This is a genomic window from Dorea sp. (assembly GCF_977044405.1).
In genome coordinates this window covers 67,527-86,960 of record NZ_CDRRQK010000010.1, presented here as the reverse complement: position 1 = coordinate 86,960, position 19,434 = coordinate 67,527, and the positions used below count along the sequence as shown (strand labels likewise).

16 protein-coding genes are annotated in these 19,434 nt (G+C 39.0%); 15 read left to right on the top strand and 1 reads right to left on the bottom strand.

Features of this window, described 5'->3' with window-relative positions:
- Positions 1–10 precede the first annotated feature (10 nt).
- The 5 genes from cdaA to ACWJAF_RS06550 all read left to right on the top strand — a co-directional run bounded on the left by cdaA (position 11) and on the right by ACWJAF_RS06550 (position 5,669).
- Positions 11–889: a diadenylate cyclase CdaA gene (gene cdaA / locus ACWJAF_RS06570; protein WP_448862957.1), complete on the top strand. Its 879-nt coding sequence runs from the start codon at positions 11–13 to the stop codon at positions 887–889.
- Positions 870–2,240, top strand: coding sequence for a CdaR family protein (locus ACWJAF_RS06565; RefSeq protein ID WP_448862956.1), 1,371 nt, complete (start codon positions 870–872; stop codon positions 2,238–2,240). Before cdaA ends, ACWJAF_RS06565 begins: the two co-directional genes overlap by 20 nt.
- 12 nt (positions 2,241–2,252) lie before the next feature.
- Entirely contained in the window at positions 2,253–2,519 is a 267-nt protein-coding gene (locus ACWJAF_RS06560) for an HPr family phosphocarrier protein (RefSeq protein ID WP_296030675.1), read from the top strand.
- 82 nt (positions 2,520–2,601) lie between these two features.
- A complete protein-coding gene (locus tag ACWJAF_RS06555) occupies positions 2,602–3,018 on the top strand; it encodes a GtrA family protein (protein WP_296030672.1) in 417 nt (138 codons plus the stop codon).
- An 86-nt stretch (positions 3,019–3,104) separates the two neighbouring features.
- Positions 3,105–5,669, top strand: coding sequence for a glucosaminidase domain-containing protein (locus ACWJAF_RS06550; RefSeq protein ID WP_448862955.1), 2,565 nt, complete (start codon positions 3,105–3,107; stop codon positions 5,667–5,669).
- Between the two features lie 103 nt (positions 5,670–5,772).
- On the opposite strand, the gene ACWJAF_RS06545 is transcribed toward ACWJAF_RS06550, so the two are convergent.
- Positions 5,773–6,459, bottom strand: a complete 687-nt coding sequence (locus ACWJAF_RS06545; RefSeq protein WP_448862964.1) for a transposase — start codon at positions 6,457–6,459, stop codon at positions 5,773–5,775.
- Between the two features lie 209 nt (positions 6,460–6,668).
- Between ACWJAF_RS06545 and ACWJAF_RS06540 the strand changes: the two genes are divergently transcribed.
- The 10 genes from ACWJAF_RS06540 (at position 6,669) to ACWJAF_RS06495 (ending at position 19,419) form a co-directional block, all read left to right on the top strand.
- The gene (locus ACWJAF_RS06540) at positions 6,669–8,507 is read left to right on the top strand and encodes a sulfatase-like hydrolase/transferase (protein WP_448862954.1); all 1,839 of its coding nucleotides are present in this window, start codon (positions 6,669–6,671) and stop codon (positions 8,505–8,507) included.
- 186 nt (positions 8,508–8,693) lie between these two features.
- Positions 8,694–9,494, top strand: coding sequence for a glycosyltransferase family 2 protein (locus tag ACWJAF_RS06535; protein WP_448862953.1), 801 nt, complete (start codon positions 8,694–8,696; stop codon positions 9,492–9,494).
- A gap of 8 nt (positions 9,495–9,502) precedes the next feature.
- A complete protein-coding gene (locus ACWJAF_RS06530; protein ID WP_448862952.1) occupies positions 9,503–10,192 on the top strand; it encodes a glycosyltransferase family 2 protein in 690 nt (229 codons plus the stop codon).
- Between the two features lie 9 nt (positions 10,193–10,201).
- Entirely contained in the window at positions 10,202–10,609 is a 408-nt protein-coding gene (locus ACWJAF_RS06525; protein ID WP_448862951.1) for a DUF2304 domain-containing protein, read from the top strand.
- Positions 10,560–12,446 (top strand): GH25 family lysozyme, encoded by a 1,887-nt coding sequence (locus ACWJAF_RS06520; RefSeq protein WP_448862950.1) that lies wholly within the window; start codon positions 10,560–10,562, stop codon positions 12,444–12,446. Before ACWJAF_RS06525 ends, ACWJAF_RS06520 begins: the two co-directional genes overlap by 50 nt.
- Before the next feature lie 12 nt (positions 12,447–12,458).
- Positions 12,459–14,690, top strand: a complete 2,232-nt coding sequence (locus tag ACWJAF_RS06515; protein WP_448862949.1) for a L,D-transpeptidase family protein — start codon at positions 12,459–12,461, stop codon at positions 14,688–14,690.
- 174 nt (positions 14,691–14,864) lie between these two features.
- A complete protein-coding gene (locus ACWJAF_RS06510; RefSeq protein ID WP_448862948.1) occupies positions 14,865–16,091 on the top strand; it encodes a lipopolysaccharide biosynthesis protein in 1,227 nt (408 codons plus the stop codon).
- A 22-nt stretch (positions 16,092–16,113) separates the two neighbouring features.
- Entirely contained in the window at positions 16,114–17,040 is a 927-nt protein-coding gene (locus ACWJAF_RS06505) for a glycosyltransferase (RefSeq protein ID WP_448862947.1), read from the top strand.
- Positions 17,041–17,052: 12 nt separating this feature from the next.
- A complete protein-coding gene (locus ACWJAF_RS06500; protein ID WP_448862946.1) occupies positions 17,053–18,027 on the top strand; it encodes a glycosyltransferase family 8 protein in 975 nt (324 codons plus the stop codon).
- Positions 18,028–18,042: 15 nt separating this feature from the next.
- A complete protein-coding gene (locus ACWJAF_RS06495) occupies positions 18,043–19,419 on the top strand; it encodes a DUF2142 domain-containing protein (protein WP_448862945.1) in 1,377 nt (458 codons plus the stop codon).
- Positions 19,420–19,434: the final 15 nt, after the last annotated feature.

The following is a 19,434-nucleotide window of genomic DNA, read 5'->3' as shown; positions in this document are numbered from 1 at the left end:
GGTGAGAAGAATGGAACAGATGATATCAAATTTTATAGATAAATATGGAATTGGATTATATATTCCAAAGGTGCATATTACGGATGTAATAGAAGTGCTGATCCTTACATTTCTGATTTATCAGATTATGGCATGGATCAAAAACACAAAAGCATGGATGTTACTCCGGGGGATTATTGTGCTGGCTGGTTTTATTCTTCTTGCGGCTATATTCAAGATGCACACCATTCTTTTTATTGCAAGAAATTCACTGACGGTCATGGCAACGGCAGCAATTGTAGTATTCCAGCCGGAGCTTCGAAGAGCGTTGGAAAAACTTGGTGAAAAACAATTTCTGACATCGGTGGTTCCGTTCGAGCAGAACCGGGAAATCAGATTTAGCGAAGATACCAGAGAAAGCCTGATACGGGCCTGCTATGCAATGGGAAAGGTGAAGACAGGTGCATTGATTGTAGTAGAACAGGCAATCAAACTGACAGAGTATGAAAGTACTGGTATTCAGATGGACTGTCTGGTATCCAGCCAGGTGCTTATCAATATTTTTGAGCATAATACACCGCTTCATGATGGAGCGATTATTATCAGGGGGGACAGAATTGTCTCTGCAACCTGTTATCTGCCTCTTTCGGATAATATGGGAATCAGTAAAGATCTGGGAACTAGACATCGTGCGGCAGTTGGTATGAGTGAAGTGAGTGATGCTTTGATCATTGTTGTGTCGGAAGAGACGGGGGCTGTTTCGGTGGCTCAGGGAGGTCAGTTGTTCCGAAATGTCAATGAAGCAGAACTTAGGATCAAGCTGGAAGAAATCCAGCATAGAAATAGTGAAACAAACAGAATAAGGGCAATATGGAAAGGATGGCATGATCATGCGAAAAAGAATAGCTAATAATCTTGCACTGAAAATACTGGCCTTTCTGATTGCGGCGTTTCTATGGCTGATAGTTGTGAATATCGATGATCCGATAGGAGATAAGACATTTTCCAATATTCCGGTTCAGGTAGTGCATGAAGAAGTAATTACAGATAATAATAATACTTATCAGATTGTGGATAATACCCAGGAAGTCAACGTGACGGTGACTGCACAACGGTCGGTTCTGGATAAGATTAAAGCAGAAGATATTCAGGCGACTGCGGATATGAAAGAACTGACAATGCGTACACAAGTACCAATCGAGGTGACGATCAAAGGTTATACCGGAAAATATGAAAAAGCGAATGCGAATCCTCGGAATCTTCAGATTCAGATTGATGAAGAGGCAAAGAATAATTTCCCAATCACGCCAACGACAACAGGTACTGTGCGTGAAGGATATGTAGTTGGAGAATTAAAAGCCTTACCTGAGAAGGTCACTCTTCGCGGACCAAAGCGTATTATTAACAGTATATCCAAAGTAACAGCCGAAGCGGATGTGTCAGGCCTGTCGGAAGATGAAACACTGGAAGCAAAACTGGTGTTATATGATTCCAATAATAATGTGATAGACCAGACATTGCTTGCGAATAATCTTGGAAAAGAAGGCGTGAGCGTAGAGGTTAATTTATTACAGGTGAAAAGGGTACCGGTGAAAATTGATACCGCTGAAATATCTGCAGCAGAAGGATATAAACTCGGTACAATTACGGTAGAACCGCAGGAGGTCAGTGTTACTGGAGAAAAATCAGTGTTAAGTAATGTGTCAGAAATTAGTATTCCGGCAAGTGCATTGCAGATGGAAAATCTGACACAGCGTACAGAGACAACGGTAGATATTTCTTCATATCTTCCGAATGATGTTTCTCTGGCAGAGGAAAATGCGAATAAGGTAGTTATATCAATTCCGGTACAACAGCCTGGAGCAAAGACATTTGAGGTGTCTACGAGTTCTATTGTTGTAAACAATCTGTCATCGAATCTGGATATAAGTTATGATTCGACAGTAGATCTGGAAATTCAGATCAAAGGGCCAAGCGATGTGTTGAATGTATTTTCGCCAGCAAAAAAGGTAAGCATTGATTTGAAAGAGTATACGGAACCGGGTACATATATTGTTCCGGTATCAGTAGAATTACCGGATGGCTGTTCGTTGGTAAATGATGTGAGCGTAGAGATTGTACTGGAAAAACGAAAACAAAGCAGCAAGACGCAGGATGATGTTTACGATAATAGTCAGAAACAGTCAAGCGATCAGAATCAGACCAATGATTCTGATCAGAATACATCCGATGCTGCAACGGATAAGAAACAAGGAGAATAAAGGGGAGATACGATGATTAGACATAAAGTTACAATTACAAATCCAACAGGACTTCATTTGAGACCGGCAGGAATCTTCTGTAATGTAGCCAGCAGATATAAATGCAAAGTTGAGTTTGTATATGATGACAATATTTCGGCAAATGCTAAAAGCGTATTAAGCGTACTGGGTGCATGTGTAAAAGCCGGAGATGAGATTGAACTTATCTGTGATGGAGAAGGGGAAGAAGAAGCGATGGCAGCGATGGTGGAAGCTGTTGAAAGCGGTTTGGGAGAATAAGATGAAAAGAGACGGCCCGTGTTGTTAGAACATGGGCCGTTTTTGCGAATTATATTAGTAACGATAAAAGGGGTATGAAGAAATGAAAGAAAAGATATTAAAAGTTCTGGATATTACATTCTGGAAATTTATATTAGTAGGGATTGTAAATACACTGGTTGGAACGACAGTGATGTTCACTGCATACAATGTATTTCACTTAAGTTATTGGATATCATCGGCATCCAATTATGTAGTGGGAAGTATTGTGAGCTATTTTCTGAATAAATATTTTACATTTCAGGACAGACAGAAGTCAGGAAAGCAGATTGCTATATTCGTTATAAATATTACCGTCTGTTACGGACTTGCATATGGACTTGCAAAACCAGTTGTTACATGGCTGCTTCAAAACCAGAGCCAGAGTATCAAAGATAATCTGTCAATGCTGGTGGGTATGGGAGCATTTGTTGTATTTAACTATATCGGGCAGAGACTGGTAGTTTTCCGTAAAAAATAAAAGTAAAAAAGATAAAAGAAAATTTACTTTAATGAGAGTAAATGTGTTAAGATAAGAAATAGAATTAAGAAAAGGAGGGTTATGGCTTGAAAAAGAAAAAGATGAAGGCATTTCTGGCAGGACTTTGTGCATTTAGCATGGTGTTGTCAGGAGTAAGCGTTTCAGCAGCGCCGGATAATACCGGGACAGAAACATCAGGAGAAAGCCAGGATACAGGTCAATCTGTTACATTAGATAATGAAGAACCGGATGCGACAGGGGATGTAACTGCAGATGATGTCCAGGAAGAAAATCCAGAAGAGAATCAGACAGATGATAAGTCAGATGGAACGGCGGAGTCGGCAAAAGAAGCGGCGGAAGATCCGGGAGCTGGAATTGACATGGATAATCCGGAGAATGCAACCGGAGTAAAAGAAGTCATGAGTGTGGATGAAAACGGTAATGTATTTCAGGTGGAAGAAACGAGTGATGGTGTAGTAGATTCGCCAGAGATGCAAAGTCGTGCAGCGGGAACCCAGGTGGTCAATTTCCGTGCAGATGCATCCGGAACAACAGTTACAGATGTTACAACATATGAAGAGTACGGAACCGGGATGTCGGGATATACATATGGTAAAGCCGGTGCAGATGCGGCATATCTGGGAACGGAAAACGGTAAAGTAAAATTCATGCAAAGTGGAGTCATTGGTCTTGTGGATTCATCGAAAGTACAGATCGTAACGCTTGAAAATGTGAAAAGTTACAGCAATTATTATGCGAACGGAACTTCTATCATTCACAGAATCTGTATGGATATGACAACAGAAGGATATGGTGGATCTATTACAGTAGGACCGCAGCAGTCTTATATGACAACAGGTGCTACGTACTATAGTTATGACGGACATTATTTTTATACCGATTACGATACTATGATTTCTGATTACCGTGGAAATACACGTGCCAATTCCATTAATCCGAATCAGCCGTATTACAACTATTATCAGTATCTGCCTCTGCGGGGCCAGTCAGGATACTCGGCAAGCGAGCTCAATACACTGGTCAATAACAGGGCAAAAGATGATAGTTACAAAATGTATAATACGGGAAGTAATTTTGTAAGCAACCAGAGCACATATGGTGTAAACGCTATGTTGATGGCGTGTGTTGGAGGACTGGAAAGTGCATGGGGATCCAGCAGCATTGCAAAAAATAAGAACAATTTATTTGGACTTAATGCTGTCGATTCTTCACCGGGAACCAGTGCAGACACATATTCCAGTGTGAATGAATGCATTAAGACATTTGCTGAGACATATATGTCAAAACGCTATTTAAGATCAGGGTATACATATTATCACGGAGGGTTTCTGGGAAACAAAGACAGTGGTATAAATGTAAGCTATGCATCTGACCCATACTGGGGAGAGAAGATTGCTGCACTTGCCTGGTCAATGGATAGTGACGGTGGTAAAAAAGACCAGAACAAGTACAGCATCGGAATTACGAATGCAACCTCACTTGCAATCCGTAAAGAGGCAACAACATCATCGACACAGTTGTATAACAATGGAGAGTTATCCAATTATGCATTTTTAATTCTTGGTGAATCCGGGGACTTTTACAAGATTCAGAGTGATCCGGTATTGAATTCAGGAAGAACACAGATTGATACGTCGACAGGCGTTTACAGTCCATCTGCGATGTATGCTTATACAAGTAAAAAATATGTATCCAAAGTCAATAGTGGAACAGAAGAAAAATTGACAGGAATTGTCTACAGTGCACACGTAGCGGATATCGGCTGGCAGTCAGATAGAGCGAATGGAGATACAGCCGGAACGACCGGGCAGAATAAACAGGTCGAAGCAATGAAGATCCAGTTAAAGGATGTTGGATATAGTGGTTCTGTTGAATACAGCGCACATGTATCTGATATCGGCTGGCAGGACTGGGTGGCTGATGGCAATATAGCCGGAACAACCGGAAAAGCAAAACAGATGGAAGCGATAAAGATTCGTCTGACAGGCGATGTGGCAAGTCATTATGATGTTTATTACCGGGTGCATGTACAGGATTATGGCTGGCTTGACTGGGCAGAGAACGGCGGTGTTGCAGGAACGACGGATGCATCTAAGCGCATGGAAGCAATCGAGATTAAGCTTGTGACTAAAAATGGAAAAGCGCCAGGTTCAACCACGCAGGCGTATATTCAGCCACTTTTACAATATAAGGCACACGTAGCAGACATTGGATGGCAAAGTAATGTATATGGCGGTGGAATAGCTGGGACAACCGGACGTGCTAAGCAGATGGAGGCAATCCGGATTAAGTTGATTAATAAAATGTATAAAGGTAGTATTAATTACCAGACGCATGTGCAGGATTACGGCTGGCTTGATTGGGCATCAGAAGATAAACCAGGTGGAACAACCGGAAAAGGAAAACGGTTGGAGGCAATAAAAATTGAGCTGACAGGTGTGCTGGCTCAAAAATATGATGTTTATTATCGTACGCATGTAGCAGATTATGGCTGGCTTGATTGGGCAAAGAATGGTGAAATGGCAGGAACAAGTGGATGCTCAAAACAGGTAGAAGCTATTCAAATTATACTTGTAGGAAAAGGAGCAGGAGCACCGGGATCTACAGATCGCTCAAGTATTGTTAAATAAAAAGTTAGAATATGAAAAAAGGCAGATAAAGAATCTGTCTTTTTTTATGGAAAAGTATATAAGAAAAGTTTTTTGTGATAAATTTTGTGTATAATATAAAGTTTTATATATAATCAAGGTAAAAATAAAAAAAGAATATCAGCCAGTACCTTCGGATTCCCTGTGCGGAACGGATCTGGTAGTGGTCCAATGCCAGTTTATCCTTACACTGGCGGAAAAATACTTCTATTGGCCACAAGCACACGTAATAAGACAGGATTTCATCCGTTGATAAGGATACATCCGTACTGAGAAAAGTTCTTAATGCTTTGGGCTTTCCAAATGCTTTTTGGGGATAGCTTAAAAGAACCACGGCGTTTTCAATTCCATTGAGTTTCTGCTTGATCCCAAAGGGATACAGCATCCGGTTCGTTTTTAAGGCACCGATTGTATGAAAGCCCTTTGTTGCAAAGGTATTGATTATTTTTTCAGAAACATACCAGCAGTCACAAAGAAAATAGGACATTACCGGTGGAATGGGCAGTTCCTTTGCAATGTTTTGTACAATGTCAATCTTGGAAATTGATTTGTTGTACATTACAAAAGCATAATTCAGGACAATGCCGTTGCAGGAAAGCATAACTGCAACTGCCTGATGCCCGTAATCCTGTTTTCCCTTTAAATGAGACTGGTGAAAATACGCATCTTCAATCGGATGCAGAGCCCGTGACGAAGGCTTTGTCTTTGAAGCTATCGTATCGTCTACAATACAGAAAACAGGCTTTCCGGTGCGTGCTGCTTCTGAATAAATAATCTCAATGACAAAACGCTTTAATGTATCTGAAAGTAATGAATCATCCCATTTCCCAGAATCGAGGTGTCTTTCTTTTATGCAAAATCACGAACTTGCTCATTTATAGTAAAATAAATAGAAATTGTAGGATTGTATATTGAAACGAAAAAGTGACTAGGGTATAATGCTATTTGGTTATCTTATACAATAGAATGGGAAGAATAGAAATGAAAAAGAACAAAAGAAATAAAATTGTCGTATTTTTTAAAGGGGTAGGAACATTTTTAGTTGTTTTATTTATTACAATAGCAACATTACTTGCATTTAGTGCAAAATGGATGTTCAAAACTTGGACAAGTCTTACTATGGATGAATTGGTGTATCATCTGACAACACCATTAGAAGGAACGAATACAGATATGATTAAGGCATATTGTAATCAATGTGCAGTTCCGACAATACTTGTGTTTGCATTGGCTCTGATGCTGGTATTGGCTAATCGTAATAAGGAAAAAATGTTTCGGAAAATTATCGGCCTTTTAAGTGTGCTGGCAATTGGAATTACAGCTGTTACAGTAAGTATAACATGGAATATTTTGGATATTGGATCTTATTTAAAAGGTCAGAATACATATTCTACATTTATAGATACGAATTATGTTGATCCGTCATCGGTAAACATTACATTTCCAGAAGAAAAGCGTAATTTGATATACATATTCCTGGAATCGATGGAAATGACATATTCTGATCAGGAAGACGGGGGCGCATTTAAGAAAAATGTAATACCGGAATTGACAAAACTAGCGCAGGAGAACGAGGATTTTTCAGGAAAAGATACAAAGTTAAACGGAGGATACTCTATGCCGGGAACAACCTGGACGATGGGGGCGATGTTTGGACAGACATCGGGATTGCCTTTGAATATTTCAATTGATGGAAATGGAATGGATACACAGGATGTATTCTTTCCGGGAATTACAACCATTGGAGATATTCTACAAAAAGAAGGATATTCACAGACGTTATTGCTAGGGTCAGATGCAACATTTGGTGGAAGACGATTGTATTTTACGGATCATGGACAATATGATATTCTGGATTACAATTATGCCATAGAAAATGGATGGATTCCTGAAGATTATAAAGTATGGTGGGGATATGAAGACGAAAAGTTGTTTGACTTTGCAAAAGATCGTCTTCTGGAACTATCGAAGCAGGATTCACCCTTTAATTTAACAATGCTGACAGTTGATACACATTTTGAAGACGGTTATGTATGTGATATTTGCCCGGATACATTTGGAAAGAATCAGTATGCAAATGTAATGGCATGTTCAAGCAAGCAGGTGAAAGAATTTATAGATTGGGTAAGTGAACAGGATTTTGCGGATGATACAACAATTGTAATTTCAGGAGACCACCCAACAATGGACAGCGATTTTTGCGAGGGGGTAGATAGTGGTTATGTACGAAAAGTATATACAACTTATATTAATCCAGCAGCAAATAAAGAAACGAACAAGAAGAGGGAATATACGACATTTGATAATTTCCCAACAACAATTGCTGCATTGGGTGCGGAGATTGAAGGAGAACGTCTTGGTCTTGGAACCAATTTGTTTTCGCAGGAGAAGACATTAAATGAAAAGTTTGGAATGGAAAAAGAAGCCAGAGAATTAAAGAAAAAATCAAAATTACTGAAGAAAATGGCAAATATTGATAAAAATAAACAGGAACTTTTGGATAGAGAAGGAAAGGTTCCTACAGCAGATATAGAAATTGGTAAGTACAAAAAGAAAGATGGGATACTTCCGATTACAGTAAAGAAATTAAAGTATATTCAAAATGGTGTGCAGTCAGTTTCAGCAGCAGTGTGGAAAAATGAGGATCAAAGTGATCTTCAGTGGGTACCGTTGGCAATTCATAAAAACGGCAACTGTACAGCTGATATTGATATGGATATTTGGGATCGTGAAGAAGGTGAATATAGTATACATGTATATATTGTAGATGGAAATGGAAATCAGTATAATGTAGTGCAGCAAACAGCGGAAATAAAATAATATATGAAGTTGTTTTGATAATATTTTTATAGATGATATAATACTTAAGAAAACAGATAGGAAGTCAAAATTATATTTTTCTATCTGTTTTCTTTATTAATTTTTTGATGGAAAATATTAATAGATTTGACTGCTAAATGTAAATGGTGATATACTATAGACAAGTATGTTTTAGGAGAAAAGAATATGATAGATATAAGAGATAAACACACATTTGTAATCTGTGCATATAAAGAAAGCAGTTATCTGGAGGAATGTATTGTTTCCCTGGAAAAACAGACGGTAAAATCAAATATACTGATGGTAACCTCTACTCCAAATGCGTTCATTTCCGGAATGGCTGAGAAACACAATATACCATTGATCGTTAATGAAGGCGAAGGCGGAATTGTACAGGACTGGAACTTTGGTTACAACCAGTGTAAAACGCCTTATATAACGATCGCACATCAGGACGATGTATATTTCAAGGACTACGCAAGAAGAGCAGTGGCGTTTTTGGAAAGGGCGAAAAAACCATTGATATATTTTTCGGATTATTGCGAAATCAGAAATGGTGAAAAAGTAGTTGAGAACCGGCTACTGAAGATGAAACGATTATTGTTATCACCTCTGAAGATCAAATCATTTCAGAACAGCCGTTTTGTACGCAGACGAAGTCTTGCGCTGGGAGATGGAATCTGCTGTCCGGCCGTAACGTTTGCAGCAGGAAATCTTCCGAATCCGGTATTTACGGTACATTTCCGTTCGGATGAAGACTGGGAAGCATGGGAAAGACTGTCGAAATTAAAAGGAACATTTGCCTATGATGCAACGATTCAGATGGGGCACAGGATTCATGAAGAATCGGAAACTTCTATTATAATAGGTGATAATGCAAGAAGTCAGGAAGACTATGAGATGTACTGCAAATTCTGGCCGAAATGGATTGCAAAATTAATGGTAAAATTCTATTCTAAGAGTCAGGATTCGAATAAAACAAAGTAGGAGACAAGATGAAGAAACTAATTATTATACCGGCTTATAATGAAAGTGAGAATATCGAGAAAACAGTCACAGCAATTGAAAAAGAAGCGCCGGACTTTGATTATGTTATCATTAATGACTGTTCAACAGACAATACAAGAAAAATATGCGAAAAGAACCACTATAATGTCATCAATCTTCCAATAAACCTTGGAATTGGCGGGGCGGTTCAGACGGGATACCGTTATGGCTATGAAGAAGGCTATGATCTGGCTGTTCAGGTAGATGGTGATGGTCAGCATGATCCGAAATTTTTGGGAATGATGGCGGACTATCTGGAAGAACATAACCTGGATATGGTAATTGGATCAAGATTTATTAATAAAGAAGGATTCCAGTCTTCGGGAACCAGAAGAATCGGAATTAAGTATTTTACGATCCTGATCCAGATTCTGACCGGAAAGAAGATTACGGACCCGACATCCGGACTTCGTATGGCGAATCGTGATGTGATGAAGATATTTGCTTACGATTATCCTAAAGATTATCCAGAACCGGAAAGTGTTGTGGCTATTTTAAGAAAAAAGAAAAAAGTAGAAGAGATTCCTGTTATAATGAAGGCAAGAGAGGGCGGAGTATCGTCTATTTCGCCTAAGAAATCCATCTACTATATGATCAAAGTAACACTGGCAATTCTGATTGAGCGTATTAGAAAGTAGGTGGAAAAGATGAACTCACGTATTCAGATAATTGTAGCAATTGTAATTGTGCTGGCCTTATGTGTAATAGTGAATATGATACGAAGGAAGGCACTGGAGCTTCGCTATGCACTGACATGGCTTGGTGTAGGAGTGGTTGTGCTGATTCTGGATCTTTTCCCGGGGTTAATGGCACATCTGTCAAAATTGATGGGGATAGCATTGCCGTCTAACATGTTGTTCTTCCTGGGATTTTGTTTCTCGCTGGCGATTATATTTGGATTAACAATCGCTGTATCCAGGATGTCGAACAGGATCAATGATCTCACACAGGAGATGGCTTTGTATATGAAACGAGAAGAGGAATGGAAAAAGGAGGGGATAATTGTTGAAAAAATTAGTGACAATGTTTCTGATCGCAGCAATGGTAACGACTAGTGTAGGATTGAATCACGTAAATGTCACTGCAGAAGAACAAGTAGAAACAAGTGTAGAAGACACGACAGAGGAAAATGCTGCTGACGGGCAGGCAGAAGAAGCTTCGCCAGAGACGGAAGAAAATTCCGGCACTGATACTCAGAAGGCGATAGAAGAATCTGCAGAACAGCAGGAAACAGCACAGCAGGAAACAGCACAGGAAGAGAATCCAGAAGAAGGTGATCATGCGAACAGTTTTAGATATTCGGATGGAGAAGTAGTTGGAAGTGTCAGAAGTAAAAGGAGTATAGCAACACAGTCGTCGATCACACAGGAAAATATCACCAGAAAAGGAATCGATGTGTCAGAACATAATGGAGATATTAACTGGGATAAAGTAAAGGCAGCAGGAATAGATTTTGTAATCTTACGTTGTGGATATGGTCAGGATCAGACAAGCCAGGATGATAAAAAGTGGCTTCGCAATGTAGAGGCGTGTGAAAGACTGGGAATTCCGTATGGTGTATACATTTATTCCTATGCAACCAATACGACAAAGGCGTCCAGTGAAGCAGATCATGTGCTTCGTCTGATACAGGGGCATAAACTTTCGTATCCGGTTTATTTTGATATGGAAGATACTTCTACAGAAAACAGTGATTTGACGGCAATTGCAAAAACATTCTGCAACAAGATCCAGAATGCAGGATATCCAGTTGGAGTATATGCATCATTAAGCTGGTGGAATACAAAACTGACGGATACATGCTTTGGAAACTGGCATCGCTGGATTGCTTCATGGTCAGCGTCAAAGTGTAATTATAATGGAGACTTTGCTTTGTGGCAGTATTCTGAAAATGGTGCAGTGTCAGGAATCTCCGGGAATGTGGACATGAATTATCTGATCGGATCACCGGCAGATCATGGATCAGATGTAAGCGAGAATTTTGGTGTAGGATATCAGGCGTACCTTCAGGATAACGGTTGGCAGAATAAGGTGGAAAATGGTACAAGCGCAGGAACTACAGGTCAGAGTAAACGAATAGAAGCATTTAAGATAAATCTTCAGAACCAGGATGTCTCGGGAAGTATTGAATATCGTGCACATGTAGCGGATATCGGCTGGCAGGATTATGTATCAGAAAGCGCAATTGCCGGAACAATAGGAAAAAATAAGCAGATAGAAGCTATCAGTGTAAAACTTACTGGAGAAATGGCTGATAAATACGATATTTACTATCGTGTACATGCGGCAGATTTTGGCTGGCTTGGCTGGGCGAAAAATGGAGAGAATGCCGGAAGTGAAGGATATGATAAACAGGTAGAAGCATTCCAGGTGCAATTGGTTGAAAAAGGAAATACAGCGCCGGGAGAGACAGAAAATGCTTTTAAAAAGAAAATTACAAGTGTTACATATCAGGCACATGTAGCGGATATTGGCTGGCAAAAGTATGTTGCAGAGGGAAATGTGTCAGGAACTACGGGGCTTGGCAAACAGATGGAAGCAATCAAGATTGCTCTGAACAGTAAAGAGTGCACTGGAAGTGTAGAATATCGTGTACATGTAGCGGATATCGGCTGGCAGAAGTATGTATCTGAAAATACAATTGGTGGAACAACGGGAAAAGGCAAACAGATGGAAGCGATTAGTGTAAGACTAACGGGGGAAATGGCCAATAAGTATGATATTTACTATCGCGTACATGTGGCAGATTTTGGTTGGCTTGGCTGGGCAAAGAACGGAGAGAATGCCGGAAGTGAAGGATATGGTAAACAGATGGAAGCAATTCAGATTGAACTGATAGAAAAGGGAGATACATTTTCAGGTAGTACGCAGAACTCGTTTTATGTAAAATAGTGAGGGATGAATATGAAGAAGATAGTTAAGAAAATAGCAGCACTTATTATGGCAGCAACAGTTGGAATCACCAGTCCTGCACTGATCTATGCGGATGAGGCAGTTGGAACAGTTCATACACAAGACAATCAGTCAGAAAATAACATAGAGATTGAGAACAATGGTACTATAGAGAACATTGAGGAAGATAAGGATGCATCAAAGGCAGAAGAGAATTCTGGAAAGAAAGAGGAGTCTGAACAGACGGATGTAGAGGACAAAGATGTGAATGTAGAAAATCCGGACAAAGATTCTTCGCAGGAAGAAAGCAAGAAGGATGATACCGATGAATCTCAGGATGTCGATGATTCAAATACGGAAGAGCCTGCAGAAGAAAAGGTTCTGGATGTTCAGTATGAAGTACATATGCAGAATCTTGGCTGGATTGACGTTAGAACAAATGGAGAAACAGCAGGAGATGATGCAGGAAAGAATCATATGGAAGCAATCCGTATTCAGGTTCCGCAGGAAGAAACAACAAAATTAGATGGATCCATTATCTATCAGGCGCATGTAAGCGACATTGGCTGGCAGGATGAAGTAACTGATGGACAGATGGCAGGAACGACCGGACAGAGCAAAGCAATTGAAGCACTGAAAATCAGACTGACAGGACAGTTTGAGGAAAAGTATGATGTGTACTATCGAGTTTGCTCAGAGAAAAAAGGCTGGTTTGGCTGGGCAAAGAATGGTGAATTAGCAGGAAGTGTTGGATTTTCTTACGGAGTCAAAGCAATTCAGGTAAGAATTTATGCAAAAGATGCTATAGATAAACCGGTGCAGGATGCAAAAGCTTCATTGACAGAAGGCAATATGGGAGAGGTAATCTATCAGACACATGTGAGCGATATTGGTTGGCAAAAGAAAGTTGCAGATGGGGCGGAAGCAGGAACGACCGGACAGAGTAAGGCGGTAGAGGCATTAAATATTAAATTATCTGATGAATGGGAAGCTAGAGATGCATCTGTTCTTTATGAAGCGCATGTGGCAAATATTGGCTGGCAGGATGAAGTGATGGATGGAGCAATGGCAGGAACGACTGGACAAGGCAAAGCGATGGAAGCAATACGAATAAAGGTCCTTAATGGAGATTCGCCAGACGGTATACGTATTGATGATGTATATGATATATATTATAGAGTGCATATCTCGGATTATGGTTGGCTTGCATGGACGTGTAATGGAAAAATAGCTGGCTCTGTAGGGTATGGTCTTCCGATAGAAGCGATTCAGATTAAATTAGTGAGAAAGGATAGTACGGATAAACCGGATACAAGCGGAAGATCTTATCTTTCAGAAAGTTTGATTCACAAAATTAGCTATTCTGCCCATGTAAGTAATATTGGATGGCAGAGTTATGTTTCGACTGGAGAAGTAGCAGGAACAACAGGTCAGGGAAGAAATATGGAAGCGCTGCAGATGATGCTTCCGGATGCAAGTGCAGTTGGCGAATCGGGGATTAATTATTATGATGGTGGTATTGAATACCGAGCCCATGTGAGTGATATTGGCTGGCAAAATTGGGTAAGAAATAATGAAATTGCAGGAACAACAGGTCAGGGCAAAAAAATGGAAGCTCTTCAAATACGACTTACTGGTGAAATGCAGAAATACTGTGATATTTATTACCGAGCCCATGTATCAAATTTCGGCTGGCTTGGCTGGGCTAAGAATGGCGAAATGGCTGGAACAACAGGTTTCTCATATGGAATGGAAGCAATTCAGATAGTAGTAGTGCCAAAGAACACTGCAGCGCCTGGAAACACAAATGATCACTACAGAGAAAAGAAATTTACTGAGATGGAATTAAGAGCGAATCTGTATTCGAGCTCTACTCCATATCTTCTGATGGTAAACAGAAGCAGGCACAAAGTATACATTTTCCAGGGTTATAGAGGAAACTGGAAACAGATTAGGGAATGGTACTGTGGTGACGGAGCGGCCTCTACACCGACTGTAGAGGGCACATTTAAAGTACAGAGCAGAGGATATTATTTTGATTCTGGATCTGCCAGATGCTACTGGTGGACACAGTTCTATGGAAATTATCTGTTCCACTCTGTGTTATACCATAAAGATGGAACACTGATGGATGGAAGAGTCGGAATGGCATTATCACATGGATGTGTACGTCTGGAAATTCAGAATGCAAAATGGATTTATGATACAATTCCATCTGGATCAACAGTTGTAGTATATCATTAATAAAGACAGAAAATTCAAAAAGACTGGCAGCAAAAGCTGTCGGTCTTTTGTGTGATGCGGAAGGATATTTTGCTGCATTAAGCGCATTGGAAATGCGGGTATTGAAAAAGAACGGAAGATGTAGTATTATTTTGTGGAGTAATAAGAAAAAGGAGAACGACACAAAAATAGATAATGGAAAATAATTTAAGAAAAAATACGATATGGAATACGATAGGAATTACATTTAATTCATTTAACTCACTATTCTTTCTGATCATTATTAACCGGATCAACGGGGTAGATATTGCAGGAATATTTAGTTTTGCGTTTTCTGTAGCGTGTTTGTTGTTTATAGTAGGAATTTATTCAGGAAGAACATTTCAGGTTTCGGATACAAAAGAAGAATTAAATGACAAAGAATATCTGACACACAAATGCATAACATGTGCAATGATGATGATTTTGTGTGTTCTTTTTGTGGTTATACGTGGATATTCCATGGAAAAGAACCTAATCATTATTATTTTATGTCTGTATAAATGTCTGGAAGCGTTTGATGAGACACTCTATGCATATCTTCAGAAACACAATGAGTTACATATTGTGGGAAAATCATTATTCTTTAAATCAATTGTAGGTATCGTTTTATTTGGAATCAGTGATTACCTGACGCATAATATAGTGATTGCATGTGTTATACTGACACTGAACAGCCTGGCTTTTGTAATTTTTTACGATATCAGGAAAGCTTTTGGATATATTCAGAATGGAACGGTACAAAAGGACAGAGTATTGAGATTGTTTAAAACCGGTTTTTCCGTGTTTGCTTTTTCGTTTTTGGCAGTGTACATTGTAAATATACCGAAATATGTAATCGATGTACTCTTATCAGATTCCTTTCAGACCATTTTTGGAATCATAGTAATGCCGGGAACGGTTATGAGTCTGTGTGGACAGTATATTCTTGCGCCGATGCTAACGGAGATCGTGGAATGTTATAATTTGAAAAATTATGGAAAATTTAAAAAAATTATAAATAAAATTGTTATGATCCTGCTGGCGCTAGGTGTGATTGTAGAGATTGGTGCTGCGTTACTTGGAATTCCGGTTTTAAGTCTGGTATATGCAATTGATCTGAAGGCGTATAAGCTTGATCTGTTGTGTATTATTTTTGGGGCAATTTTATATGCAGTTGCTGGTGTATATTCAACGGCACTCATCACCATGAGAAAAAATAATATGCAGCTGGCAATTTATCTGGCAGATTCTGTTGCAGGCGTCATTGTATGTTACGCTTTGATATCTGTATGGGGAATTCACGGGGCAACGGCAGGATACGTGGTTACGATGATGCTTCATGGACTGTTGTATTGGATATATTATGCAATCGAATATAGGAAGATGGCAAAAGGCTGTTAGAAAATATAAGGAGAGTCTTGGAATGAAAAAAGTAAATATACTGATGCCGACATATAATGGAGAAAAATATTTAAGATGTCAGCTTGACAGTATTCTGGCGCAGACATATAAAAATATTGATATTTATATCAGAGATGATGAATCAACAGATAACACAATACAGATTATAGATGAATATTGTGCGAAGGAATATGAAGGAATACGTTTTATAAAAGTAGATTCCAATGGGAAGAATCTTGGATATCCGGATTGCTTTTGGGAACTGGTGAGGAGCGCAGATGATGCAGATTATTATTCTTTTGGTGATCAGGATGACTGGTGGGATCCGAGAAAAATTGAGCTGGCGGTAAAAAGTCTGGAAAAAGTTCCGGAAGGAAAACCGGCAATGACATATTGTGCATTTGATTATTATGATCAGAATATGAAGTTCATAAGAAAAGGGGACAACTACGACGGACAGCTAAGTTTTGAAAAAGGAATGTATTATACATTTGCACCGGGATTTACACAGGTTGTAAACAGAGCACTCATTCAGACTTTGGATATAGACTATATCTTTGGAAAAGGGCTTGCACACGATATCTGGTGTCAGTGGATTGCAACATCTATGGGAATGATTATTCCAGAAAAGCAGATACTTGCAAAATACAGACGGCACAGTAGTGCGGTGACATCTGCAAATGCAAGTGTTGCGGCATCGGTAAAAAGATGGCTTGAAAAAGAAATTCTTGGAGATGAAATGATAAAATGGAAGCGGAGTCTGTGCTGTTTTATTAAGGAATATTATAAAAATGTAAAAGAACAGGAAAAGAAGACGTTACAGATATTTGCAAATAATAAAAAGACAATGGGTATTCGTCTGAAAAAGGTTTTTTATAGAAAGCGGCTGCGTCCGACACTGGGAGGGGAAGCTGCACTTAGAGTATTGTTTTTGATTGGAAAATGTTAAGGGAGATAGGATATGAATATTGTATATACGGTGGATAACAAGTTTGTGCCGCAGCTTGTGACCTGTATCTGTTCTGTATGTGAGAATAATAAAAAAGAAGAGATTATATTTTATGTAGTTTCAAAGGGAATCAGTAAAGGAAATAAAGCAAGGCTTGAAAGTTATGTAGAGAGTTATAGACAAAAAATTTCCATTATAGAGCTTGGTGATGTAAAGAATTATATAGAGTTTGAATTCGATACAAGCAGTTGGAACGATATTGTACTGGCAAGGCTTGTCTTTGACCGTCTCCTTCCAGAAACGGTAGAAAAGGTTTTGTATCTGGATGGAGATACGATGGTAAGAGGAAATCTTCATAAATTGTGGCAGACAGATCTCAGTGATTATGTATTGGGGGCAGCGATTGAACCAACTGCAAATGAAGAGAGAAAGCATGCGATTGGTCTTCGTTCGGATGAACCGTATTACAATGCGGGTGTCCTTTTCATCAATATGAAAAAGTGGAGAGAGATGAATGCAGGTAAGATGGTTCTGGATTTTTACCAGATGCATAATGGAAAATTATTTGCAAATGATCAGTGTGCGATTAATGGGGCATTGAAGAACTATATTTTGCAGATACCGGTAAGTTATAATTTCTGCAATACATACAGATTCTATCCGTATAAGACTTTGGTGAAGATGACAAGTCCTGCAAAATTCTGTACACATCAGGAATATGAAGCTATGAAAAAGAATCCAATGATCATACACTTCCTGGGAGAGGAAAGACCATGGAGAGTTGGAAATAAGCATACATATACGAAAGAGTATATGAAATACTGGAATAAGACGCCATGGAAAGAAAGTGAACTGGAATATGGCTGGGAAAGATATTTTAAAGCATTTAATCTGTTTAATTTGATGATGAAGCCGTTCCCATATTTACGGTTTAAAATTATGGATAAATTAATCCCGGTCTTTATCAGACATAGAAAAAAGAGCTAAAAAGAGGAAGATAAAATGGATAAGTCATTAAAACTAGATAAAATGGCCTGTACAGTGATGATTGTGATAGGTCTTCTGATATCATTTCTGATTCCAACCTGGCAGACGCCGGATGAACCGGCGCATCTTCTCATGATTGCACAGTCGGTTCATAACGAGAAGTTGTCTGAGAATATAGAAAAAGAGATTGGCAGTAATGATGGAGAACTACAATTTGTTAAGTTTGGAGAAAAAGTAAATAAATCGAAATTCAAAAAGGCAATGACGAAAAGTCCGAAATATACAAGAACGGAAATGATGCCAAAGGGGATATCGGTAAGTATTGTGAAACATTTGCCAGCAACCGTTGGTATTTATCTTGGATTGATGATTGGACTTCCGTCATACTGGGTGTTACAGCTTGGAGAAGTATTTGCGTTATTGTTTTATTTGTATATATGTTACAGGGCATTGCGGTATATTCCGGTGAAAAAAGAAGTGATGTTTCTGATCATGATGTCTCCGGTGGCGATTCAGCAAGCTGGAAGCCTTGGATATGATGCAGTACTTCTTCCACTTTGTTTTCTGTTCATTTCGTATGTGATGTATCTGGATTTTAGCAGTGAGAAGATAGAACTGAAAAATATGGCAGCATTGCTTATAATACTTGGATTTATCACATACTTGAAAGTACCATATTTCTTTCTGGCGATTATGTGTCTGACACTGCCACTTGGAAAAATGAAGATACAGATAGGCCGTTTGGAGATTAATGAAGCATTTATTGTAAAATGGAGAAAAATCATAATTCCGGCAGGTATGGTGGTATTTGTTGCAGGGGTATATGTGTTCAGACATAATGTATGGATACAGATTATATACGGTATGGTAGCAGAACCGAGAAGAGGTCTGTATCTGCTGAAGGAGACTATTGCAACGTGGCATCAATATATTATAATTTCCACAGTTGGAAATTTTGGATGGCTGGATACACCGATGCGCTATAGTGTTGTAATTGCGGTGTATATACTTTTTCTTGTGTTTGCATTTATCAATTCGGATAAGGAGAAGAAAAAGAGTTTTTCTATAGGTGGAGCAGTTATCGTATGGGGAACATTTTTGGTTATGACGCTGCTTGTTATGTTGTCGATGGTAAATCATACGATTATGGTAATCTTATTTGGCGCTGAGAATCTGAACAAGACTTATCATATCAGGGAAGCTTTGTATCAGATACCATATATAGGGGGACTTCAGGGAAGGTATTTTATTCCGTTTATTCCATTGATGTTCCTGCCAGTTCCACAGGTGAAACAGGTAAAGAGAAGTAGTATGATTGTAATCATTAGTGTATTTCAGATATTTATATATGGATATTCTATAGCACTATTATTGAGAAGATACTGGATGTAAATTTTATATACTTAA

Bases quoted from the DNA above. Each gene is read 5' to 3' on its own strand.
- ACWJAF_RS06540 (WP_448862954.1), top strand. From the start codon at position 6,669: ATGAAAAAGAACAAAAGAAATAAAATTGTCGTATTTTTTAAAGGGGTA.
- ACWJAF_RS06525 (WP_448862951.1), top strand. From the start codon at position 10,202: ATGAACTCACGTATTCAGATAATTGTAGCAATTGTAATTGTGCTGGCC.
- ACWJAF_RS06555 (WP_296030672.1), top strand. From the start codon at position 2,602: ATGAAAGAAAAGATATTAAAAGTTCTGGATATTACATTCTGGAAATTT.
- cdaA (WP_448862957.1), top strand. From the start codon at position 11: ATGGAACAGATGATATCAAATTTTATAGATAAATATGGAATTGGATTA.
- ACWJAF_RS06535 (WP_448862953.1), top strand. From the start codon at position 8,694: ATGATAGATATAAGAGATAAACACACATTTGTAATCTGTGCATATAAA.
- ACWJAF_RS06505 (WP_448862947.1), top strand. From the start codon at position 16,114: ATGAAAAAAGTAAATATACTGATGCCGACATATAATGGAGAAAAATAT.
- ACWJAF_RS06495 (WP_448862945.1), top strand. From the start codon at position 18,043: ATGGATAAGTCATTAAAACTAGATAAAATGGCCTGTACAGTGATGATT.
- ACWJAF_RS06565 (WP_448862956.1), top strand. From the start codon at position 870: ATGCGAAAAAGAATAGCTAATAATCTTGCACTGAAAATACTGGCCTTT.
- ACWJAF_RS06530 (WP_448862952.1), top strand. From the start codon at position 9,503: ATGAAGAAACTAATTATTATACCGGCTTATAATGAAAGTGAGAATATC.
- ACWJAF_RS06510 (WP_448862948.1), top strand. From the start codon at position 14,865: ATGGAAAATAATTTAAGAAAAAATACGATATGGAATACGATAGGAATT.
- ACWJAF_RS06515 (WP_448862949.1), top strand. From the start codon at position 12,459: ATGAAGAAGATAGTTAAGAAAATAGCAGCACTTATTATGGCAGCAACA.
- ACWJAF_RS06560 (WP_296030675.1), top strand. From the start codon at position 2,253: ATGATTAGACATAAAGTTACAATTACAAATCCAACAGGACTTCATTTG.
- ACWJAF_RS06500 (WP_448862946.1), top strand. From the start codon at position 17,053: ATGAATATTGTATATACGGTGGATAACAAGTTTGTGCCGCAGCTTGTG.